We start from the raw sequence: 23,119 nt of genomic DNA, 5'->3' as shown, positions 1-23,119 counted from the left end.
AAAATAATTAATAGATTCCAAAATACTGATCAATGATATATGTCCATGCTGTCATTGTCTTGTCAGCAAACATTCCGTATTCTCCGGCCGAGGTATACTCTGTATTACCATTGTTGAGCAAAACCTTTTTGCTGTCATAATCAATGATCCAGGTGCTGGTCTTGCCATCCACCTCAACCTCATAGTTATATGTATTGGGCTTATCCTTGCTGAAAGATGCATTCTTAATAGCAGCTCCGCTATGACCAAACTCGTTACCGACAACCACGCAATACTTCATAAGTATTTCAAAAATATGATCGTCTGCCACAATTGCAGGATCGATAACATGAATAGAAACCAGCTTATAAAGCAGCTCTCTGTCAACAGTTGTTCCCTCACTTAAGACCTGGCTGTCTACAAAATCACAGAATCCGCCAAGAGTCTTGCCGTTCCAGATCACTGTATCATCACTGACTGTATCGTTCGGGCTTATGAGTACATTCGTATCCATATCATAAACCTTGGCATATGCATAGTCCGTATAATTGACACCCATCTCGTTATAGATTTCATCGAGCAGATCTTCTATGTCAGTATTTGCATCCGGCACAGTGATATCCTCAACCTCTTCAGATTCCGGTATCAAATAGTCTACGGGCGTATCAACTTTTCCGGTGTTTATAGCATTTATCGTATTGTATACAGTGTATCCGGCAAATACGATACCGATTGCAATAAGCAGCAAAATAGCTATTATCAAAAGAACTATCGGCCACTTCTTTTTCTTTTTAGGCTGCGTCTGCATATAGGCTCCGGCCTGCATCTGCTGTGGCATGGTATTATTGGTATTTACAGCCCCCACGCTGACCGGAACTCCGCATTTGTTGCAAAACTTCTGCCCCGGTTCAACCGGTGCTCCGCAATTTGTACAAAACATTTTTCTCTCCAATACTTTTCTCTACACAAACAGCCACATTATATACTAGCACTGCCGTTTTTTTCAAGTTCTCTCTGAGCCTTTGAAAAGCTGCATCCGCAGTAGTCCTGCCTGTACAGTCCGTACTCTTTGGACAGTTCAATCGACCTCTTATAGCCTTCCTTCTTTTTAAAATCGGATGGCAAAAAAGCTATTCCCCAAGCCTTACCTGCTGCCTCACCGACTTCATTAAGGACATCTGCGTTTTTGAGTGGGCTTATGGTGAGAGTTGTAGTAAAGAAATCAAATCCTTTATCTCTTGCCACTCTGGCTGTCTCAGAAAGCCTCAGTTCAAAGCACTTTCTGCACCGTTCTCCGCCCTCCTTGCAATCTTCAAAGCCTCTTACCGTGTCAAAGAAATCAGACGGCTTATACTCGCCCTCCATGATCTCGATCTTTCTGCCTTCCAGCTTATTGTATTCACCGATAAGTCTCTTTTCCTCGAGAACCCTCTTTTGATACTCAGCTTCCTCAGTGATATTGGGGTTGTAAAAAAAGACAGTCACATCAAAATAATTTCTTAAAAACTCCATGCAGTAAGATGAACACGGCGCACAGCAGGCATGCAGAAGGAGTTTGGGATATTCTCCCTTTTTCTGAAAATCTTCTATGAAAGCATCAAGCTCTTTTGAATAATTCCTCTTGTTCATAAACCCAGTTCCCTGATTATCTCATCACAAATCTCATCAGGTGTCTTGTTATCCGTATCAATTATCAGATCGGCAGCTTCATCATATACATCGCTGCGTCCCTCCATGAGCTCTTTAATCCTCAAAAGAGGATCCTCGCTCTGAAGCAGAGGTCTTGTGGTGTCACCCTTAACACGCTCATAGATCGTCTCGGGACTTGCCTTGAGATACACCACCTTACCCGACTCCTTGAGAAGCTCTCTGTTCTTCTCACGTACCGGCATTCCTCCGCCGAGAGAAATAACCATGTCTCTTAAATGGTCCCCGGCTATCATCTGTAGAAGCTCGGTCTCCATATCCCTGAAGGCCTCTTCTCCGTCCTCCCTGAATATGCTGCTGATGCTTCGTCCTTCCGTATCTTCTATAGTTACATCGGTGTCCATGAGCTCAAGCCCAAGCCTGTCCGATAGTATCTCGGAAACCGTGGTCTTGCCGCTTCCCATAAAGCCCTCAAGTATGATGTTTCTGGCACCTGCAACTTCAAGTGAAAGTGACTTGTATACCTCATCAGCCATCTCTTTGGTGATCTTGACAGAAAGGTCTGCATTCCACAGCTCATAGGCGTCAATTCCCTGATAAAGAAGCATCTTGAGTCCCGAGAAAGTTTTCGCTCCGGCCTGCCTTGCAAGCTTCAAAAACTTGGTATCCAGCGGTTTGTAGACAACATCGAGAGCTGCATGAACATGCTTATAGAACTCAGGATCTTCGATAACCGCACTGTTCACATCCGGGAAAAGACCTACTGATGTGCACTGAATAGCAAAGAAGCTCTCTTCTCTAAGAAGGACCTCATTATAATCCGCAATATCGATGGCCACTACGCGCTCATCATCAAGCTCCTCTGCAATGGCCTCGGCCTTCTCCAAAGTACGATTGAGAATATATACTTTTCTTGCGCCCTTATTTATGCACAAATGAGCAGTTGGCCTGGCAACGCCACCTGCTCCTAAAATAACAACTGTTTCTCCGCTTAGTTCAATGCCCTCTTCAGACATAGCGCGATAAAGCCCTGTCATATCGGTGTTATAACCGCGAAATCCCTTAAGAGCCTCATCACGTACAAGGGTGTTCACTGCACCGATGCTCTCGGCCAAAGGATCCACATACTTAAGATAAGGGATCACATCGCTCTTATAAGGAACCGTTACATTAAGTCCCCTTAGTCCAAGCTCATACGCTCCCCTTACAGCAGCCTTAAGACCATCAGCCTCTACCTCAAAGGGAACATAGACAAGGTTTATGCCGAGCATATCGGAAAATGTATTATGTATCAGCGGAGATAATGTGTGCCTTACCGGATTTCCGATTATTCCGCATACATAGGTGTTGCCATCAGTATAATTAAGCATTTTTCTTTAACCTTATCCTTGTAATTACATCCATCACTACGGCAAATATTACCAAGCATATAGCCAGCATCTGTGATACAGGAAGTCCTGTTGTGTGCATGATCAGCTGATCGGTTCTAAGTCCCTCAATCCATGCTCTTCCAAGGCCATAGCCTCCAAGGTACAAAAGAACTATCTCACCGTCAAACTTCTTGTGTTTGCAGTACAGGAACAGAATAATCAAAAGACATAAATTCCACATACTCTCGTAAAGGAATGTGGGGCTCACCTGAACATAATTGGTTCCCTCTACCATGTGAGCCTTCATAAGCTCTGTGATCTCTCCGCTTCTGACCATTTCCAAAGGAAGTCTCATGGCAAAGAGTCCGTCTGTGTACTCTCCAAAGGCTTCTCTGTTTGTAAAGTTGCCCCATCTTCCGAGGATCTGTCCGAATACAAGGCCAAACATTACTGTGTCAGCCATCTTAAGAAAGCTCTTTTTCCTGATCCTGGTGTAGATGTAGATTGTGGCAAAGCCCGCAAGTACTCCGCCATAAATCGCAAGGCCGCCGTTCCTTATATTAAATACACTTATGGGATTGTCCTTGTAGTAATCCCAGGCGAAGAATACGTAGTAGATCCTTGCACCGATTATTGAAAATATAATTACATATATAGCCATATCCCAGTAATCATCAGGGTTCTGGTCTGTCCATTTCGCCACTCTCGCAATTATCAAAAGAGCTATAAGAAAGCCGAGTCCTATGATCACTCCATATAAAGCTATGGTAAATCCAAATATTGTAAAGTTCTTAGGAACATCTTTTAAATACAATCCCAGGTTAGGGAATGCGATGTCCATTTTCCCCATTATGTCAGGCATATTATCCTCCCAAAAGCCAATCAGACGTTAAATCTAAAGAGTATTACATCGCCGTCCTGAACGACATACTCTTTTCCTTCCATACGAACAAGGCCCTTTTCCTTGGCTGCTGCAATTGAACCTTCTCTTAAAAGGTCCTCATAGTTGATAACCTCAGCCTTGATAAAGCCTCTCTCAAAGTCAGTATGGATCTTGCCGGCTGCCTGAGGTGCCTTGGTTCCGATCTTGATTGTCCATGCTCTTGTCTCATCCTCACCGGATGTAAGGAAACTCATAAGTCCCAGGGTTCTGTAGCTTGCTGCAATAAGCTTATCAAGACCTGACTCTGTAAGGCCAAGGCTCTCCAAAAATTCTGCCTTCTCGTCCTCATCAAGCTCTGATATCTCAGCCTCGATCTGAGCACTGATAACAAATACTTCGCTTCCCGACTTAGCTGCCAGTTCTCTTACTGCTGCTACATACTGGTTGGATGCTCCGTCATCGGCAAGATCGTCATCCTTAACGTTAGCTGCATAGATGACAGGCTTCCATGTAAGAAGATCAAGGGTATTTACAAAAGCCTTATCTTCCTCATCGTCAAGCTCAAGCTCACTTGCCATCTTGTTATCCTCAAGGGTGGCCTTTATCTTTTCTAAAATCTCAAGCTCTTTTGCTGCTGCCTTATCCATACGGGCAAGCTTGGCAACCTTGGCTATTCTTCTCTCAAGAACCTCAAGATCTGCAAAAATAAGCTCGAGATTGATAGTCTCAATATCTCTTGCAGGATCAACAGATCCGTCAACGTGTACAACGTTAGGATCTTCAAAGCACCTTACTACGTGAACAATAGCATCTGTCTCACGAATATTGGCAAGGAACTGGTTCCCAAGGCCCTCGCCCTTTGATGCGCCCTTAACGAGTCCTGCTATATCAACGAACTCGATTGTTGCAGGTGTTACCTTCTTGGAGTGATAAAGATCTCCGAGGAGTTTGAGTCTCTTGTCAGGTACTGCCACAACTCCCACGTTGGGATCTATTGTTGCAAAAGGGTAGTTTGCTGCCAGTGCCCCTGCGTTTGTAAGTGAATTAAAAAGTGTGCTCTTTCCTACGTTAGGAAGTCCAACTATGCCTAGTTTCATTTTTTATTACCTCCAGCCCGTATTTACGGGATTCTTTCTATCTAGAATAATGAAATATACACCATTTTACACCAGAAATGATAAGTTTTGATTATTTTTTTACTTCCCAACTTTTATACAAAATTATAAAGGCTATACAGCAGCCTCAAACTGTCTTATCGCAAGAAGTAAAGAATCATCAGTCACATGTACATATGTATCCATCGTGGTAGACAACTGTGCATGTCCCAAAATCTTTTGAAGAGACTTCGGATTAACTCCTCTCTCAATACATCTGGTAGCAAATGTGTGTCTTAATGCGTGCATACAAAAAGGTTTAATTCCTGCCTTATCACATATCTTATAAAGATTGGTATCATAAGTAGAATTCTTGATAGGCTCTCCGGTCCGAAAATTTACAAATATCAATTCCTTCATGTTTACTGTTCTCTCAAGTCCGGTTCTCGGGTCAATGAAGGTTAATACCTGTGACAGTGCCATGGATTCTTTCCTGGTGTGCCGCTTTTGATACAACCCATATAATATATCAAAAGCTTCTTCAGTAAGCGGTATTGTCCTGAATCCGGCCATTGTTTTTGGTGGTCCAGCTCTCCAATACCCACGCTCATGTCTATACTCAAGTGCTTTATCAATTGTCAGGGTTCTATTCTCAATATCAAAGCTGTCCCAAGTTAGACCTATCAGCTCACCGGTTCTAAGTCCTGTCTGCAAAAGCAACCTAAATTGTTTTGCATTATGATTCTTATCTGCAAATTCGAGGAATTTTTCCTGTTCCTCCACAGTGAGAACTCTGCGCGGTGTCTTTACTTTTTTTGCTCTGAAGTTCACTGCATCAAGCGGATGCTTAGGAATAAGATCGTTTAGCAAAGCAGATTTGAACATTGAGCCAAGACAAATGTATGTCTGATAGACTGTAGATATTGCGTAATCTGCCTGCATTTCATTAAGAATCTGCTGACAATGCATCGCCTTAACATCTATAAGCAACATCTTACCTATATGGTTTTGGACATTAGTATAGTAACGATCCTTATAATTTCTTATCGTATTTGGCGATAAACCCTTCTTAAATGTTTTTATCCAATATACAAACCACTCATCAACAGTCATGCTATATTCAATGGCTGTGGCCGGTTTTTTATCATCCTCAAGCCGGCTTATCGTGACCCACTTTTTGGCATCTGCAGCATTATCAAAATATTTTTCTACTCTTTTTCCACTCTTGTTAGTAAATCTGGCTGAATATAAACCATCCTTTCTCTGCACAATTCCTTCGCCGATTTCTCGGCCTCTTAAATCTTTACCCACAATAACACTCCTTCTTAATAAAGGAAGCATCATCACGCGTGTATAAAAATAACATAGAAAAGCCTTTTTTTCAAGATTGGCAGGCTCTATCAGATGAGTTCCACATTATTTAAATACTCGTCAAACGCCTCTCGTTTTATCAATATTTTTCTTCCTACCTGAAAAGAGATTTTGATTAAGGGATCTTTACATAATTCCCTTATTCTGTTTATTCCAATATTCGAATACTCCGATGCTTCTTCGACAGTCATTGAAGTTTTGTGCCAAATTGGTACCCCAGACGGATCCGATTTTATCAAATCCTTCTTAGCAGTTTTCTCTATTTTATCCAGCCCTAACTGTATACGAATTGACTTATTGATTCTCGCTTTCATAAAGTCCTCTGGCAAACTACCAATGTATCTTATGAGCTTACTCCTGCTTATGGTAGTTATCTGCTCTGCCATAGACGCTGATTCTTCATCAAGTCCCCCAATATGATCCAAAAGCACATGCGTGGGAAATCCTTTACTTCGATGAATCTTAGTCGTCACAGGTATTACCGTAATTGTAGGCGAATACTTATTTCCTTTATTATTTTGTACTATTACAACAGGACGCTCGCCTCTCTGTACAGATCCTATGTTTTCACCCAGATCTGCTAAGTATATGTCTCCTCTTAAAACTTCTCTCATATTTGTTATATCTCCTAAAAAAAGAGCGTTTCCTTCATAAATAAAATATGGAAGAAACGCTCCAAAATATTTATATTGTATCTATTTGTCCTCGACACCCGGATTTCGGAAGTCATCAGGCGGCTGCAGCTGACAGCTCCATAGGCTCTTTACCTCCCCGCGGATCTCGCCGGGCCGCTCCCATTACGATGAGTTGTGGCTGAGCGGAAGTATCATTATCCATGTTATTGTCATCGCCAGACCGGTGCTACCGGCTTTCAGTGAGGCTATATCGCGCAAGGCGTACCTTTGGGGCTTGAATAACAGGAACGTACCTGATGAATGGCTATTTACTTTTCAATGTCCGACAAATGAGTTTTTATCCTCTCATCTATCCGAACAGAGAAGTTACTGATGGTACCCCTTAGTTTTTATATTTTTGAATTTTCTTAATTGCCTCGTTCAAAGATTTCAACACATTCTTATGTGAAACACCTTCTAGTTCAGCTATTTCACGCGCAGTCAAATCATTATAAAAATACAGTTTGAGCCTCCTTTTCTGAATATCTGTAAGAGTTTCAACAGCCTTACGTAAGCATTCTACCTCATCCATCTGGACAACTATATCCTCTGGTTCATCCTTTGAAAAAACAGAATATATATACTCAGTTTCTCCCTCCACATATCCGTCCAGTGAGCAGGTTCTGACTCTTCTCATTCTATGTTTAGCCTCATTTCTGTCATAATCCTTAAGCACCTCTCCCTGAGCTTTTGTCATGACAACAAATGGCTTGAACATAGATAATTCATCTCCATATTTTTCTATAAGCATTTCACTATCAAGCTCCGTGATAACAGCCCACTTGACTCCTCCTGTCATTCCTGGATACTCATAGCCAAGGTCTATTATTTCATATTCATTTTTCTCATTAATATTCATTATCCGTTTCCTCCGATTTTTGAAAGTTGTCAGTTTCAAAAACCGGGCTTCACGGATATCTGCCTATGTAAGTTTCCCAATTAAAAATGTTCAAATCTGAACCTTATTCAGAGAAAACAGAGAAAAATCTCCGAAATGAGTTCAAATTTGAACGCTAAAAATGGGCATAATAAAAAGACGGTAGCAAAACAGAATACCCGTCATGGATATTTCCTCTGTTCTGCTCCGCCTTTCAACATCAATTACTGTTCATAGTCCTTCTAAGCAAACTCTTGCTGCATGCTGCGAACCTTCCTCAATTACGGATTCAACGCCCAATACATACAGCTCATATCAATATTTAGTTGTATTCATGAATGCCTTTTTTTTGCATTCTTTTTTCTTTTCTGCGGATTCTGGCAACCTTTCTTCTGTCCTTAAAAATAAATGGTCCCTCTCCCATATTCATTATGACAAGCCTTCTTCCGCATTCTCTGCAGGGCTCTATAATGCGCCCAATATCCATATCGGTATCACACACCCACTTCCCACAGTATGGGCAATGTAATTCCTCCAATTCCCTCTCAAAGCAAGCCGCTACATTTATATCTGCCATTGCATTTTCTCCCAACAATTCTTTTTACTCTTCCTAATTAAAATCAGATTCCCCGGAATTGCAATGGCCCACATCTTATTCGACCATATAAGCATTTACACATTTTTTCATAACAATCACTAGCTCCCCACTTAGTGATATGTTTCCCCAAATAATGACTCCTCCTTTCTGCAACGATAGGCATTTTATCACATGATCACTGGCATTTGGCGGATTTAATGAAGTTTGTTAAACATTAGACGTAGTTTATATGTTTTTTATTGCGTAATTGTTGAGTGTTTCTCAATTAATGTAAAAGAGCAGCCTCAAAGCTGCTCCCTAAACATATTTCATCCACCATCTATGCTGTTCTGGTCTTGGTATAATTCCTTCTTCTATATCTTCCATTTCTCTTCTGACAGCATATATCCACATCAAGATTCCAAAAATTGCCATGCCTGCTTCTTTTTTACTCTCAAGAGTTGAGCGGCTTATCTGTAATTGTCTGGCATACTCCTCGTTAGTAAGTGAACTTGCCTCTCCAGTAAAAAAGCAATCTGTAAGTATCGTCCTAATAAGCTTACCATCCTTACGTCTGTCTTTTTCGGGATCATATGGCGTACCTGACACATTACCATCAAGCATCCTCTCTATTTTATCAAGCATCCCATCTGACTTTCCTTTGATCCAAATAGTACGTACAAGTTCCCATATAAAATCTCCACGTCCTCCATATTCGGCAGGAATTGGTATCGGTTTATCGTGATTAAAAACATTCGGCATTTGATCAACCAGAAGAATGTACCAATGTCTAAGCCTAAGCTTCTGGGATTGTATGACTGCAGGCACATTGTTATTTGCGTCCTCTTCAGCTACAACTTGTCCTGCCAACAACCTGGTAAGCATGTCTTCTGCAAAGTCAGAAGCATCCTTAACATCAAAACCTTCCTGCTTACACAATTCTTCGGCAAGTCTTTCCGCTGTCATTCTTGTTACTTTTTGCATGCTTTTCCCTCCATAATTAAAAAAAGACAGATCCGCTATCAATTAGCCTCCCTGTCATTTACGTTCTTCAAGCCTTCCGTATTTTCATCTTTCATTGCTCCAGCAAATCCAACAACATACCTTGTGAATCGGTTTCTGTTTTCTTGTCCTTTAAATGATCGATATGTCTCTATCAATATTCTTTCATTTTTATCTGCATGAAACTCCTCATCAAAAAATTCTTTTAATGTTACATCTAATCCCCGACATATCTTATTAAGTATCCTCAAATCCGGCATGGATCCTCTTTTCATCATATTATATATCTGATTTCTCTCGAGCCCTCCATCAACAGCGACACGATAGAGTGATTTTTCAACTTCATCAGCAAGCGTCATTATTCTGCAATAAATATAGTCAGTTGCGATTTCATCCATAAAATGCCTCCTTACACGCGAAGCCTCCCTTGATATTATTTTATTTCAATAAGTTTGCAGTAAAAATAAACACCGGTATACGATTTATGAATGTTTTAGTATGCAGCTGTATACTACTCAGACACTGATTATTTATCGTTTCCTTATACCGTTGCTATCGCCAACTATCGTAAATAGTTAATCGCCATCCGAGCAAAAATGGAGTAGAATATTCTGAAAGATTGGAGGATATTATGATCACACGTGATGATGCATTTGAACTATTAAAGAAATATAACAAAGATCCATTTCACATCCAGCACGCTCTTACTGTAGAAGCTGTCATGAAATGGTACGCAAAAGAACTTGGTTATTCAGCTGAAGAAGAACACTGGGGAATAGTTGGATTACTTCATGATATTGATTTCGAGTTATATCCGGATGAACACTGCCTAAAAGCTCCTGAGCTTCTCAGAGAAGGAGGCGTCAGTGATGACATTATCCACTCAGTCTGCTCTCACGGATACGGAATAACTGTCGGAAATGGCACAACTATAGACGTAGAGCCCACCTTAGAAATGGAAAAGGTACTCTTTGCTGCTGACGAACTGACCGGCCTGATCTGGGCTGCTGCTCTCATGAGGCCTTCAAAGAGCACAAAAGACATGGAACTAAAGTCCTTGAAAAAGAAATATAAAAGTAAAGGCTTTGCAGCAGGCTGTTCCAGAGAGGTTATAGAAAGAGGCGCTGCCCAGCTCGGTTGGGAACTTGATAAGCTTCTTACCATGACTTTGCAGGCGATGCAGGCATGTGAAGATATCATAAACCAGAAGCTGGCTGCTGAACATATCTCCAATAAAACAGCGTGACCATATCGTTTTTTCCAATATAAAAGAGGAGTAATAGCAAACCTGTCATCGTTTGCCGGTCTCCTCTTTGTCGTATTTAGTACTTTTTAATCCTCATGAAATAATGGTCCTCGTCTTCACCTGCTCTGTATGCCCCATTATTCAGCATTACCTTCTGGGATGCGATGTTGTCTTTATTGACACGAAGATAAATCTCATCCTCTGGAATAATCTTTTTCGCCTCGGAAATAGTAAGCTTTAGGCCGGCTGTACCATATCCTTTTCCTCTTTCATCCCTCTTGATGCTGTAACCAATATGTCCTGCACCATTCCTAAGAGCTTCTGTAAGATGATGTCTGATACGAAACTCTCCAATCAGCTTCCCTTCATTCCATAAGTAGTAATACGTTTCAGGCACAAACCAGTCTGGCATATTTATAGGATGCTCATATGAAATGAGGGTCGGAAGTACCTTTGCAATATATTCATCATATGAAACGCCGTGATAAGGATTAGTTCTTCAGTTATATACCCAATTCTCTGACTGCATCTGAACTGATATCATGTGACTATAGATACCGTCATTAACTTTAAGCACAGAAGGTTTTCCCGACTCTGCTACTGTACCATTCTTTAGCACAACTATCTTGTCTGCACCATCAACTGTGCGCATGCGATGGGCGATGATAAGGACAGTCTTATCCTTTATCAGGTCGCTGATGGCCTCCTGGATCAGTGATTCATTATCTACATCAAGGGACGCTGTGGCTTCATCCATAAGAATGATAGGTGCATCCTTAAGGAATGCCCTGGCGATGGATATTCTCTGCCTTTCCCCACCGGACAGCTCAGAGCCGTTTTCTCCTATGAGTGTATTGTAACCATCAGGAAGCTTATCAATAAACTCATCGCAGTGGGCAAGCTTTGCTGCAGCCCGTACCTCCCCATCTGTAGCCTCTTTTTTGCCAATCCTGATATTCTCAAGAACAGTATTATTGAAAAGAGTCACATCCTGGAACACTATGGAATACATTGATAAAAGAGTTTCCGGCTCAATCTTTGATATATCCATTCCACCAACAGTAATAAGCCCGCTGTCAATATCCCAAAACCTTGCTGCTAGTCTTGATACAGTAGTCTTTCCGCCGCCGGAAGGACCGATAAGCGCTGTAACCTCTCCCTGCTTTGCCACAAAACTCACATCGTTTAATACTGTTTCTCCATCCTCATATGAAAAATGCACATTCTTAAACTCAATATCATAGTTTTTGTTTGAAAGGGTATCTATGCCTGTCTGTTCCCTATGTGAAAGAATCTCATCCATTCTCTCACACTGAGTATCCGTTGCTATAAGTGCAGAAAAATTCTGAAGTGCTATCTGCAAAGGTTCATACATCCTTGATACGACAAGAAGATACATAAAAAAAGTGACAACATTTATCTCATTCTTAATAAGAAGAGCTGAACCGGCAATTGAAACAGTTCCGATGCCGAACTTTAAGATCATCTGGGCATTGCAGACAAATGCTGCATTCAGAAACTCAGAAAAGATATTGTGGGACTCAACAGCCTTGATTTTCTTATTAAGTTCTTCCATGTATGTATCCTGAGCATTGTAGGCTTTCAGGTCGCGCACTGTCTCAAGCGCTTCCTGTATACCGTCAAGACATGCCACCTTATATCTGCTTCCTCTCCTGTTTACAGCATGCATCACATTTCTTGAGAAAAACACTATGATAAATGCTACAGGAAGCACCCATACAGCTGCTATAGCCATTCTTGCATCAAAGAAGAACAGACTTATTACTACAAGCGTTGTAGAAATGAAAGCGCCCACAAGCTCCGGCAGCCAGTGAGATGAAGCAGTCTCAAGCGTTGCACAGTCTGCCATGATGGTATTGGTCAGGTCTGCCAGATCTTTTTTACCAAAGAATGAAAGCGGTATCCTTCTTAACTTTTCTGCAAGAGAACGTCTTCTAACGCCGCTTTCGACATAGGTTGAGAAAAACGTTGCATTATACTGGAAATATTCAGTAATTGCTATAAGCAAAAGACAGATAATGCTCCCCACAATGAATATTACCACATGATTTTTCGGCAACTGCCCATTTAAAAGATCTCCTGTCATCATAAAGAGGATCCCTACAGGCATCATCTGTGCCAGATTTGCCAGCGTGCATGCCGCAAACGCTTTTAACATGTCCTTGGCGCCCTGCTCTGAAAGGGCGTATTTATGCTGTAATTTTTCCACTATACTCATGCGCCCTTACCTACCTTCCAGTTTACTGATTTCTGATATTCGTTCCACATATGGCTGTAGATTCCCCTCTTTGCAAGAAGCTCTTCGTGCTTTCCGGATTCTGCAATCTTACCATCTGTAAGGACACATATCTTATCTGCATTTACTACAGTTGACAGACGATGGGCGATCATGATCAATGTTTTATCTTTTGACAGATTTGCAAAGGCCTGCTGGACCATTATCTCATTGTCCGGATCCGCAAAGGCTGTCGCCTCGTCCAGAATCAGTATCGGTGCATTTTTAAGAAAAGCCCTTGCTATGGATATTCGCTGTGCTTCGCCACCTGATACATATGTACCTTTGCTTCCGATCATAGTATTTATGCCGTCCGGAAGTTTTTCTATTATATCCCAGCACATGGCATCCTTAAGAGCCTGTACCACTTCGTCCTGTGTAGCATCCGGTCGCCCCATTCTTACATTATCAAGTATCGACATCTTAAGGAGCTTACTGTCCTGAAAAACATAAGATACCTGTTTCATAAGCTCAGAGGACGCAATGTCTTTTACATTGACACCTCCAATCTTAATACTGCCCTCTTTAACATCCCAGAATCTTGCAACAAGGGATGCTAGCGTGGTCTTTCCTCCTCCGGAAGGTCCCACAAATGCCACATGTTCACCCGGCTTTATATCCAGTGTGATACCATCGATGGCGTTGGCTTTTTTTTCGTCGTAAGTGAAGATGATATTGTCAATGCTGATGCTGCTATCTTTAGGAAGCTGAGGATTCGTAGCCTCCTTAAGGGGCTCGACCTCTAAAAGTGAGTACATCCTTTCCAGAGCATCTTTTACCACCATCTGACTTTCCCCCGCATAAGCCACCTTCATCAGGGTTACCGTGAGTATCGGAGTAATTATGATGTAAAAGAGAATGTTATAAAGGAATGTATCTGGGACGCCGTTCCCGGCAAAAATGAGACTGCAGGCCACAAGTGCTGCGAACACACCATTAGCAGCTGTTGTAAAGCCTATCATGGGCATTCTCATTCCTATTGTATAGGTAATGGTCCACTTTTCATATTTATCTATTGCTTCCTTAAACCTCTTAAAAGAAAAGACTGACTGTCCAAAGGTCTTAACAACCGGAATTCCCCTGACATATTCAACAGCCTCGGCGGACATCTCATCAAGCGCATTCTGGTATTCCTTCATGTCATTTTGCATCTTTTCCCCCATCATGCCTCCCATGGCAAGGAATGCGATGACAGCAGGAATGAGGCAGATAAGACCTATCTTCCAGTCAAAGAAAAGAAGCATGGCAATAAGCCCAATGGGAGTTGCGTAGCTCACGGCTTTATCCGGCAGACTGTGTGCCAGGAATGTCTCTGTAGCAGCGCTTGACTCCGCAACTATCTTTCTGATTTTTCCGCTCCCCTCGGATTCTATATACCCCATGGGAAGCTTCATAACATGCTCCATCATTGCAGTCCTCATGTTAGCCTGAACCCTGAAGGCTGCGATATGTGAACACATGAGAGCTGCGATATATATGACCATGGCTAAAAGGCTCATACCCACAGCGCTCCAGCCATGAGATACTATGTGAGTTGCCCTGTCAAAGTCAGGCCTTACTTCAACAACCTCTTTTATGATGAACCATATGTAATAGAATGGCACAAGTGCCACAAGAGCACTTATGGCTGCCAGTATCCATGAACATATGGTAAAATACTTATGGTTGCCCGCATATTCGAACAGCTGCGCTATAACACTTTTCTTTTTCTCTCCCATAATCTTTTATCTCCCCGCTTGAATTAGTATTTACAACTTGCCCGTTCTCTAACCGGAGAACCACAGTAGCGCATCTCCTGACAAGATCCGGATCGTGAGTAACAACAAAAACTGTCTTTTGGCCACGCAGTGACCGTATGAGCTCTGCCACGCGCTCCATGTTATAGAAATCAAGCCCGCTGGAGGGCTCATCAAACAGGATAATATCTTTATCAGAAAGCAGCGCACTTGCAACTGCAACCCTCTGTTTCTGTCCACCTGAAAGACTCATGGGATGCCTGTCTGCCAATTCCTTAAGCCCAAGCTTATCCAGGATTTCAACTACTCTTTGTCTGTTTTCCTCATCCATTCCCAACGTGACCTCATCCATAACCGTTTCACAGAACAGTTGATGGTTAACATCCTGCATGACCATGTATGAACTCTTCAGAAGATTTCTACTCTTTTGCTTCTTTTTTCCGATGATGGCATAACCCTTAAATCCCCTCATCAGCCCGCATATACATTTCGAAAATGTGGATTTGCCTGCACCATTGGAACCGACTACTGCTATTACTTCATTCCGGGGTATTTCAAGCCTGTCTATATGAAGAGCATCACAATTTCTGTAATTGTAGAAAAGCTTCTCAAAGGTAATGGTCTCAGGATTCATCTTCCCTGTTTCAATTGGCGCCATCGAAAGATTCTCATTTATAGACCGAAGACCATGGCGTCTTAACTCTTCCTCAGACAGATTTCTGAACTCTTTCATCGGCATATCAAAGATGATCTTCCCTTCTTTAAGGCAGATTACCCTGTCGCAGATATCCTTAAGCCAGTACAGCCTATGCTCAGCTACAACAATCGTCCTTCCCTTCTGCTTCCAGCCAAGGAGAGTATTCTTAAGGTCTTCAATAGCCTCAAGACTTAAGTTAGATGAAGGTTCATCCAAAACACAAACCTCTGGATTTAGCGTATCTACAGATGCGCAGGCTATTCTTTGCTTTTCTCCACCCGACATTTCAAATATGCTTCTGTCCATTAAAGATCTGATCTTCATCAAAGCCACAGTAGTGTCTATGCGCTCCCTTATTTCTTCCTCCGGAAGTCCCATATTTTCAGGGCCAAAGGCAAGCTCGCTTGTGCTGTCCACACAGAAGAACTGGCTCCTGGGATTCTGGAATACCGAACCTACAACTTTTGCCGTCTCATAAAGTTCTGCTTCTGTCGTATCCATCCCAGCAACCGATACACTTCCATTCATCCGTCCCTCATAGAAATGCGGGATAAGACCATTTATCATCCTGATAAGCGTTGTTTTACCGCATCCGGATTCACCACATAAAAGCACCGTCTCTCCCTTGTTTATCTTAAGGTTAATATTCCTGACAGAAGCTTGCTCTGTCCTCAAATAATTAAAGCTGACATTTTCAAATTCTATCATCTCACCACATCCACAATCAGTAATACCCACGGGACCAGGCACAATAACAATGCAGCGTAATCCTGCAGATGAAAACCTATCCTGCAGATATTAGTTCTTTTCACCTCGCCGCCAAGACCTCTTGTAAGAGCCGCTGCTGATAGTTCCTCTCCGATATTTACACAGCAGGTCATAAGAGGAACCATCCTGTACTCTATAATCTTGGAAGCATGTCTCCCCCCAATGTTTATTCCTCTCATTTTCATCGCGCAGCTAATTGAATCAGCCTCATCTACAACTGTAGGAAAAAAACGGAACATAACAGATAACGGAATGATGAAATTATCGCTTACATGGAGCTTTTTCATTGCTGCTGTAAATTCGCTTACAGTTGTAGACTCCATCAGATACCTCCCCATCATTATGCAGGGAAGGAACCTTCCAAGCACTCCGCATGAGCCGAGGATAATATAGTAAATAAGCCCTCTCAAATCATGCGCATTAGCAAAGGCCAGAAGCATACTCGATCCCCAAAACAGCACTATTCCAATAATCGCTGTTTTGAATCTCTTTGCAGTTAGAAGCAGGAGAAAAGGCACCATGCAAAGTACAGGTACAAGCATTCCGCATCTTCTACCTCCGGCACCGCCCAATGCAAAGGTTGTTACCGTGATGAGTAATGCCAGCTTTGTTCTGGGATCCATGATAAGTCCACGATCAAGTTTTCCCGGGTTATATACCGCACTTTCCATCAGACGATACCGGCTTTCTCAAAATGCTTTTTAAGGAAATGCATTCCAAGGAGTGCTCCGAGAACCCCGAAGACAAATGAACATGCCAGGATTATAGGTGCTGTCCATGGTCTGAATATCCTTGTCATAGCCTCAACATAGTCGCTTCCAAAGGATGTTCTTGTTGAAAAATATCCGTTTATGTCAAGATATAATGGCAGGAAACACCCAAAGATTGTTATACACATAATTCCATAACTTAAGACTGTCTTCTTTTTACTTGAATAATCTCCGCTCTTTGCAACAAGATCCGCAACAATTCCGCATATAATTCCAAAAATAAACGGCCAGAAGCCCATTCCTGTAACCCACAAAAATGCTCCAATTATAATAGTAATAATTGTGATCATCCCGAACTTTTTAACCTTTGTAAAAAATAGCATCATGGTAATACCACCAATCAGAGGGCATAGAACAGATAACATCGGCATCATGATCGGAATGAATCCCAACATAGAGATTGCAGTCATTATCACAAGATAGATAGCTGCATAAATTCCGATATTTATCAGGTCTTTTCCTCCAAGCTTTTCATTATTTTTTTTCTGAGTCATTATCCCATCCATATTTTTCTCCTTCCGCCACACTGGCATTATAGTGATTGTTAGCTTCCGCTAACACCACTATATGATTTTAGTTATTTGCCTCCTATATTTCTACAGCAAAATAGCATTTTTAGCCTTTTTAGCATCGACTTATTCTTTTATATTCCATTGGGAGAACTTTGTGATACTTAAGGAATGCTTCTGAAAATCTCGACTGGTTCTGGTAACCTACAGTTTCTGCGATTTTACCAAGGTTTTCTTTGTTTTCCCTGATAAGCTCAGCTGCTTTTCTCATCCTTATTTCGCTTATAATCTCACTGTACCCTTTTCCAAATACTGCACGAAAATAATTCTTAAGCGAGGATTCACTTATACCAAAAGAAGCAGCCAGCTCGGCTGCTGAATGACGTTTTGATAAATCAGCTGATATAATCCCCAGGGCTTCTTTAGCAATATCCACCTGTGAAGAGGTGCAAAAGGTTCTTCTTTTGTCAGACTTAAAAGACATACCGTTGATGAGATACAAAAGTTTTATGATATCCATAAGCAAAAGATTACTGTCAGTCTGCCCCAGAATATCATCCTTAAGATCCTCCACACATCTTCTGATACGCTCTTCTGCCACGGTTATGAATGGAATGCTTCTATCAGTACACTTTTGTGTTATTTCATTTATAATATTTTCTTTGCCATTAAATGAAAGGATCTTGCCAAGTTCCTCAGAAGGATACAGAATCAGTTCTATCCCCTCGTATTCTGCCGTTGGGTAAAAGAATGCTTCCTCGTTGTTCTGGGAAGTGCCATAATCAATTGCCAGTTCATCACCCACAACAAAGGTAGTCACCCCCGAGTTGAGCAGTACCTCGCATCGACCACGAAAGCAGTAATTTATCTTGACTGGTACCGTATCCTGATTTTTAAATGAGGTTGACCTGAAAATAGTTTCCGGTAAATACCTTGACCATATATCTATATAGCCGGCGTGAAAAAGATCATCATATACAATCCATTTCATTTTTCCTTCATTCCCGCAGTCAGTTGCCGGAAGCTTAAAATCAATCTGTGTGCTCTTATTTATAAAAACAGCCATTCAGCATCTCCTTATAGGTCTCACTTGAATGTAATCTTTATGATCTGCATCTTTACAAGACTGTCGCAGAACCTGATCATCAATTTATGTAGAAGCCTGACCTCATTATAGATATCACGATAGCCCCTCATATAGCTTCGTGCAGTTACTGATGTGAAATCATTGCTCCATACCTCAATCTCAGCTTTATCTTCAACAGAGAAAAATGCGCCCACGTCTGAGATTCCCGCTTCCTTAAGCCATGTCTTAGTCATCATCTTAGCCCCACGCTGATTGCAGGAATCAAATACTATTATTCCTCCTGGAAACTTCTTTGCCATCTTTTGTAACAGTTTCCTTACAGCCTCAGTCTTAAAATAATAGAAAACACCGGATGCAAAGAACACAGCACCATGGGATGGATCTATTTCATCCATCCAGTGTTCATCATTAAGGTCGTATCCGAGATTGTTTTCCCTCTCTCCGGCTGGAAGGATCTCATTTCTGACCTTTATTACATCCGGCATATCTATATTGAAGCCCACGCAGGCTTTGTTATCACATTTTCTGAAGGTGTCATCCAATCCGCACCCGAGATTTACGACAGCAGCATAGGGGTGCTTTATTAGGTACTCCTTGACCTCCCAAGCAAGGTCATATTGTCTCTGCGCAACTTCAAGCGCGCCAAAAAGCCCGACTGCACTCTCCATCTTCTGACCATTCTCTGCAAAATCATAATCAAGCATGGAGCAGATGCGTTCTGCCTCTGGGTCTTTAAACAATTCCGGAAAATGCTCCGAGCATACTTTTCTTCCAAACAGTGGGATTATAAGCGTTTCCTGCACTGTGTTTTTCTCAATGTGATACATATACCAGCTGCTCCTTATTCATCCTGCCCCCTAATACACCAAATAATAAATAACCGAAACAAATCCGCCGAGAATTTTGATGCAGTTATTTATTATTTGGTGTACTGATGTATCATGAAAATTATTATCAGCTGTATTATATGTTAGCACCTGCTAACTTCAATTTCAAGAGTACTCACTTTTTTTATCTGCTTTACAAAAGCATCCATAGCATAGTCATCCGATGATTCCACAAATAAGTCCCCTTATATTCTTTGTCTTTTTAAACATTTACAAATTCCTCTATTTCTTCAACATACTCTCTGGTATGCGCAGCCATGTATCCACAGTGCGGATACCCTTTTCTAATAACCACCTTCACATCTGGCAAGTACTTGGCAAAAGATTTTCTAGAAAGTTTGAGGTCAAAATCCTTTTCGCCATATTCAAGATGGAGTTTGGCCTGTTGTTCTTTTGACAGTGGCTTCATATCGTAGGTACAGCATGCATGGCATATTGCATCGATATCACTCAGCGTGATTCTTTCAAAGTTCTTAGTCATCATCTTTGCGAAGTCATAGCCATACCAATCCACTAGGGATTTTGATGCTTCCACATGAGTCTTATCCAGCTGTTTCTTTCTCTTTCTGAACAGATTACACACAAGCACTTCTGCCATCTTAGAACTCTTATTGAGTGCAACACCGTCAAACCAGGCACGTTCTAAATTAAAATCGAAATCCCAGAATAGCCGCCATGCAACTGCTACGCCAAGTGAAGCTCCGTATACAAGCTTGATATCCTTATAGTCTTTATCAGTCAGATACGATTTAAGCTGTCTGTACTCATCATCAGCACTGATATATGCCCCGGCTTTACCATGACCTCCCTGATCGGGAGCGATGATAAAGTAATCTCCCTTAAGATACGGGCTCATCAGATCATACAGATTTGCACCGGATATCATCATTGGCGCCAGCAATATGAGCTTTGGATTATTCGGATTTCCATACTCGTTGATATACATCTCATTTCCCTTTCAAAACAAAAACACCACAATCCCTGCAACTATAGCAGCTCCTGCTATCCATATCATTGCCAGCAAGCTTCTTTTTTTCAAAACCTGGCCCCAGGTCTGAACAAATGGAATATCTTCACAGCCAGGCAAGATCCAAAACCTGCTATGTCCAACCCAGATCTTGTCTATGACAATACCATCATAGATATTCATTACTTCAAGAAATAGCAGAGCCTGTAAATATGCCGTTTTGAAATCAGAGACTCTGTTCCATAATCCGATAATGAGTACAAGCGCTGTCAGCATTACTATGTAAAACTCTGTCATGAAGACCTTGCGCTTTTTCTGCATAGTTTCTTTTGTTATAAAGCCTATATCTATAGCCCTTTCCTGTACTGCTTTCGGATAGAAATACAATCCATCAATAGCGCCCCCTCTTACCGCGTACATGACCATCGCAGTAAAAAGCAGGCAGAATAAAACCATCTGTATCAGAATAATCATCTGTCTCCAACCTTGACTTTCTTCGCCATAATCAAAAGTCCAACAAACATCCACAAATTCCCTATACTGATCCAAGCAGCAGTAATAGCATTGCGAACTTCTGATTCAGGAAGGACCTTAAACAGCATGACTGCGGCCATTCCTACCGCAGGACAGAATATCCAGCACCATTTAGGATATGGAGTCAGCCCTTTTGTGAATGCTGCAATATGTGCCACATGTTGGATGATCCAGAATAGAAAGAACACTATCATTCCCGGCAAAAGAAAGTATTTACCAAATTTCACTGCTGCATCTACTGCAATCTCCGGGGCAGCATCGTTCATATACTTGTAAAAGAAGCATGTGGACAAACACGGGACATGCACTCCACATCCCGCGAAAGCCAATACCCCAAGTATTCCTGTTCTATAAAGATGAGCATATTTCTGTGATTTAGGAACAATCAGCCTGTACACTCCAAAATAGCAAAGTGCCTCAAGCGGAATACCTATGAATCCCAGAAATGCTGACCAAAACATTCTGGTATCCGATAATTGCAAATATGCTGACAAGAACCATTCCATACCTGTTTTAGAGGAATCATGCATCCCATAACCTATAAGCACATCTCCCACAAGCACCATGCATGCGGCAAATATGCCTATCCGCATAAGCTTCTCTATCCTGTTCCAGTCTAACTTGTCATCAATTTCGATGTCATTAAACTTATCCATACATTCCGCCCTTAATGCTTTACCATTTAAATACTGCCAGTCTGTTGTTGATGTTCTTTCCAACGATAGCAAAAAGTTTTCCGCGTATTGAGTATTTCTTCATTTCTTCGTTATAATTCGTCTCAGACACAAGGCTCATTCTTGGTTCAAGATCCAGATATTCACGGCCTGACTTTGTTCCCCAGCCGAAAGAAGCATTAGTATGTTTCACAGCATCGTGATGGCTACCATTCTTTTCAAGGAACGGAGAATGAAGCTCCGCAAGAAGATATCCATGTTCGAAGCTGTCACAAAGCATGTTGATGCATGTCTTTACCTGGTCTTTGGAAAAGTATTCAAGGACTCCTTCCATAACCACGATGGTCATTTCTCGCTTAGGAAGTTTCCTTGTCCATTCTCCGTCAAGCGCACTCCCATCGAGCATTGTGCACCTGTCCCTGTCAGAGTACACTTTACGTCTCTTCTCTATCTGATCCGGAAGATCCACATCAAACCACGTGATCTTGCCATTGTCTACCTGCAAGAACTTATCATCAAAACCACATCCAAGATTTATGCAGAGTGCATCCGGATATTTACTGATAAGCCGCTTCAACTCATTTCTGTATAGTATTGTTCTAGCCACTACACCCTCATGTGATAAAAAGGGATCGTATTTACTAACGTCAACTCCAAGCGCATCAATGATCTCTTTAGCCTTAAGATCAATTATCCTGGCATTAGATCTTGCTGTCTCACTTGCCTTTATCGCAAGTGGAATAAGAGCTGTTTCCTGTACATCACCAAAAGTAAGTTCCATTGTCCACTCCTCCTTTTAAAACGTTAGCTTATGCTAACTCTAAATCATAGCATTCTCTTTCTCTCATGTCTATAGCCTTTACAACGACTTTGTGAGCCTGTAGTCACAACAGTCATCACCTTCAGCCACTGATTTAGTCCGTTTATAATCAACTCCCCTGAAGCCGTTCATGTATTCTTTATCCATGCAGCAGATCATCTGAACAGCTTCCGGAGTCCCAAGTTCCCGTGCCTTATCATAAAGAGGACAGCTTACCACATCCATGAAGCACTGTTCTTTGGTAACTTTAAGGTTCTTTATTTCATATCCATCGCTCAGTTTTGCAGCAATTCTATCCATCCTCTTCCACATGAGTGAAGGAATGCCCGGAAAAGCAGTAATCTTGCTAAAGATACCTTGTAGTCTGCGTCCCATCTTTGTTCCAAAGCCTCTTGTAACAGCCAAAGCTTCTCCGGGATAGAAATGCTCAACTGAACGATACAGTGCTACTGCCGGAAAGACATATGACACACTCGCCTTATCTGCGGATGGTTCAGCATTCTTTAATCTGGAAAACTCCTCTTCAGCATAATCCCATATATCTTTTGCCTTAGCTTTTCCGTATTTCTCAGCCAATTCCGAATAAAAACGCTTAAATATAGAAGATTTTTTAAGAGTATTGCTCATACAGACTGCTCTCCGTCACTTCTTTAT

At 41.6% G+C, this 23,119-nt stretch carries 25 protein-coding genes; 1 reads left to right on the top strand and 24 read right to left on the bottom strand.

The annotated features are described in order from the left end of the window. Nucleotides 1–7 precede the first annotated feature (7 nt). The 11 genes from G590_RS0113605 to G590_RS0113555 form a co-directional block, all read right to left on the bottom strand. Nucleotides 8–919, bottom strand: coding sequence for a zinc ribbon domain-containing protein (locus G590_RS0113605; protein ID WP_022766215.1), 912 nt, complete (start codon nt 917–919; stop codon nt 8–10). 38 nt (nt 920–957) lie between these two features. Beyond that, nucleotides 958–1,608, bottom strand: coding sequence for an epoxyqueuosine reductase QueH (locus tag G590_RS0113600; protein ID WP_022766214.1), 651 nt, complete (start codon nt 1,606–1,608; stop codon nt 958–960). Beyond that, on the bottom strand, nt 1,605–2,996 hold the full coding sequence (gene aroE / locus G590_RS21570; RefSeq protein ID WP_022766213.1) for a shikimate dehydrogenase: 1,392 nt from the start codon (nt 2,994–2,996) through the stop codon (nt 1,605–1,607). The genes G590_RS0113600 and aroE overlap by 4 nt, the downstream gene beginning before the upstream one ends. Next, nucleotides 2,989–3,858, bottom strand: coding sequence for a prolipoprotein diacylglyceryl transferase (lgt, locus tag G590_RS0113590; RefSeq protein WP_022766212.1), 870 nt, complete (start codon nt 3,856–3,858; stop codon nt 2,989–2,991). The genes aroE and lgt overlap by 8 nt, the downstream gene beginning before the upstream one ends. 20 nt (nt 3,859–3,878) lie before the next feature. Continuing rightward, nucleotides 3,879–4,976, bottom strand: a complete 1,098-nt coding sequence (gene ychF / locus G590_RS0113585; RefSeq protein ID WP_022766211.1) for a redox-regulated ATPase YchF — start codon at nt 4,974–4,976, stop codon at nt 3,879–3,881. A gap of 132 nt (nt 4,977–5,108) precedes the next feature. Beyond that, complete coding sequence (locus G590_RS0113580) at nt 5,109–6,284, bottom strand: tyrosine-type recombinase/integrase (protein ID WP_022766210.1); 1,176 nt, start codon at nt 6,282–6,284, stop codon at nt 5,109–5,111. Nucleotides 6,285–6,373: 89 nt separating this feature from the next. Then, the gene (locus G590_RS20805) at nt 6,374–6,958 is read right to left on the bottom strand and encodes an excisionase (protein ID WP_022766209.1); all 585 of its coding nucleotides are present in this window, start codon (nt 6,956–6,958) and stop codon (nt 6,374–6,376) included. 403 nt (nt 6,959–7,361) lie between these two features. Next, nucleotides 7,362–7,877 carry a sigma-70 family RNA polymerase sigma factor gene (locus G590_RS20800; protein ID WP_022766208.1) on the bottom strand — a complete coding sequence of 172 codons (516 nt, stop codon included), beginning with the start codon at nt 7,875–7,877 and terminating at the stop codon, nt 7,362–7,364. A 340-nt stretch (nt 7,878–8,217) separates the two neighbouring features. Continuing rightward, nucleotides 8,218–8,472, bottom strand: a complete 255-nt coding sequence (locus tag G590_RS0113565) for a hypothetical protein (RefSeq protein ID WP_022766207.1) — start codon at nt 8,470–8,472, stop codon at nt 8,218–8,220. Nucleotides 8,473–8,790: 318 nt separating this feature from the next. Beyond that, nucleotides 8,791–9,456, bottom strand: a complete 666-nt coding sequence (locus tag G590_RS0113560; protein ID WP_022766206.1) for a hypothetical protein — start codon at nt 9,454–9,456, stop codon at nt 8,791–8,793. 38 nt (nt 9,457–9,494) lie between these two features. Next, complete coding sequence (locus tag G590_RS0113555) at nt 9,495–9,872, bottom strand: hypothetical protein (RefSeq protein ID WP_022766205.1); 378 nt, start codon at nt 9,870–9,872, stop codon at nt 9,495–9,497. Nucleotides 9,873–10,105: 233 nt separating this feature from the next. Here G590_RS0113555 and G590_RS0113550 point away from each other — a divergent pair, with 233 nt between their 5' ends. Continuing rightward, nucleotides 10,106–10,720: an HD domain-containing protein gene (locus tag G590_RS0113550; RefSeq protein ID WP_026494161.1), complete on the top strand. Its 615-nt coding sequence runs from the start codon at nt 10,106–10,108 to the stop codon at nt 10,718–10,720. A 76-nt stretch (nt 10,721–10,796) separates the two neighbouring features. On the opposite strand, the gene G590_RS19620 is transcribed toward G590_RS0113550, so the two are convergent. The 13 genes from G590_RS19620 to G590_RS0113480 form a co-directional block, all read right to left on the bottom strand. Further along, the gene (locus G590_RS19620; RefSeq protein WP_022766203.1) at nt 10,797–11,132 is read right to left on the bottom strand and encodes a GNAT family N-acetyltransferase; all 336 of its coding nucleotides are present in this window, start codon (nt 11,130–11,132) and stop codon (nt 10,797–10,799) included. A gap of 87 nt (nt 11,133–11,219) precedes the next feature. Beyond that, nucleotides 11,220–12,953 (bottom strand): ABC transporter ATP-binding protein, encoded by a 1,734-nt coding sequence (locus G590_RS0113540; RefSeq protein WP_026494160.1) that lies wholly within the window; start codon nt 12,951–12,953, stop codon nt 11,220–11,222. 2 nt (nt 12,954–12,955) lie between these two features. Next, nucleotides 12,956–14,734 (bottom strand): ABC transporter ATP-binding protein, encoded by a 1,779-nt coding sequence (locus G590_RS0113535; protein WP_022766201.1) that lies wholly within the window; start codon nt 14,732–14,734, stop codon nt 12,956–12,958. Then, nucleotides 14,676–16,157, bottom strand: a complete 1,482-nt coding sequence (locus G590_RS19615; RefSeq protein WP_022766200.1) for an ABC transporter ATP-binding protein — start codon at nt 16,155–16,157, stop codon at nt 14,676–14,678. Before G590_RS19615 ends, G590_RS0113535 begins: the two co-directional genes overlap by 59 nt. Beyond that, the gene (locus tag G590_RS0113525; protein WP_022753562.1) at nt 16,154–16,888 is read right to left on the bottom strand and encodes an energy-coupling factor transporter transmembrane component T; all 735 of its coding nucleotides are present in this window, start codon (nt 16,886–16,888) and stop codon (nt 16,154–16,156) included. The genes G590_RS19615 and G590_RS0113525 overlap by 4 nt, the downstream gene beginning before the upstream one ends. Beyond that, nucleotides 16,888–17,493, bottom strand: coding sequence for an MptD family putative ECF transporter S component (locus tag G590_RS0113520; protein ID WP_022753563.1), 606 nt, complete (start codon nt 17,491–17,493; stop codon nt 16,888–16,890). Before G590_RS0113520 ends, G590_RS0113525 begins: the two co-directional genes overlap by 1 nt. A gap of 118 nt (nt 17,494–17,611) precedes the next feature. Continuing rightward, nucleotides 17,612–18,562: a helix-turn-helix domain-containing protein gene (locus G590_RS19610; RefSeq protein ID WP_022766199.1), complete on the bottom strand. Its 951-nt coding sequence runs from the start codon at nt 18,560–18,562 to the stop codon at nt 17,612–17,614. Nucleotides 18,563–18,582: 20 nt separating this feature from the next. After that, nucleotides 18,583–19,410: a class I SAM-dependent methyltransferase gene (locus tag G590_RS0113510; protein ID WP_022766198.1), complete on the bottom strand. Its 828-nt coding sequence runs from the start codon at nt 19,408–19,410 to the stop codon at nt 18,583–18,585. 262 nt (nt 19,411–19,672) lie between these two features. After that, on the bottom strand, nt 19,673–20,416 hold the full coding sequence (locus tag G590_RS21565) for an alpha/beta fold hydrolase (protein ID WP_022766196.1): 744 nt from the start codon (nt 20,414–20,416) through the stop codon (nt 19,673–19,675). Nucleotides 20,417–20,428: 12 nt separating this feature from the next. Continuing rightward, nucleotides 20,429–20,911 carry a hypothetical protein gene (locus tag G590_RS0113495; protein ID WP_022766195.1) on the bottom strand — a complete coding sequence of 161 codons (483 nt, stop codon included), beginning with the start codon at nt 20,909–20,911 and terminating at the stop codon, nt 20,429–20,431. Continuing rightward, a complete protein-coding gene (locus G590_RS0113490; RefSeq protein WP_022766194.1) occupies nt 20,908–21,627 on the bottom strand; it encodes a DUF6796 family protein in 720 nt (239 codons plus the stop codon). Before G590_RS0113490 ends, G590_RS0113495 begins: the two co-directional genes overlap by 4 nt. A gap of 19 nt (nt 21,628–21,646) precedes the next feature. Then, nucleotides 21,647–22,426 carry a class I SAM-dependent methyltransferase gene (locus G590_RS0113485; RefSeq protein ID WP_022766193.1) on the bottom strand — a complete coding sequence of 260 codons (780 nt, stop codon included), beginning with the start codon at nt 22,424–22,426 and terminating at the stop codon, nt 21,647–21,649. Nucleotides 22,427–22,504: 78 nt separating this feature from the next. Further along, entirely contained in the window at nt 22,505–23,092 is a 588-nt protein-coding gene (locus G590_RS0113480; RefSeq protein WP_022766192.1) for an L-2-amino-thiazoline-4-carboxylic acid hydrolase, read from the bottom strand. Nucleotides 23,093–23,119: the final 27 nt, after the last annotated feature.

Origin of the sequence: Butyrivibrio sp. XPD2006 (genome assembly GCF_000420865.1) — a bacterium.
In the GTDB taxonomy this organism is placed as follows: Bacteria; Bacillota; Clostridia; order Lachnospirales; family Lachnospiraceae; genus Butyrivibrio.
Note: the sequence above shows the minus strand (reverse complement) of the source record. Positions and strands in the feature narration are given on the sequence as shown.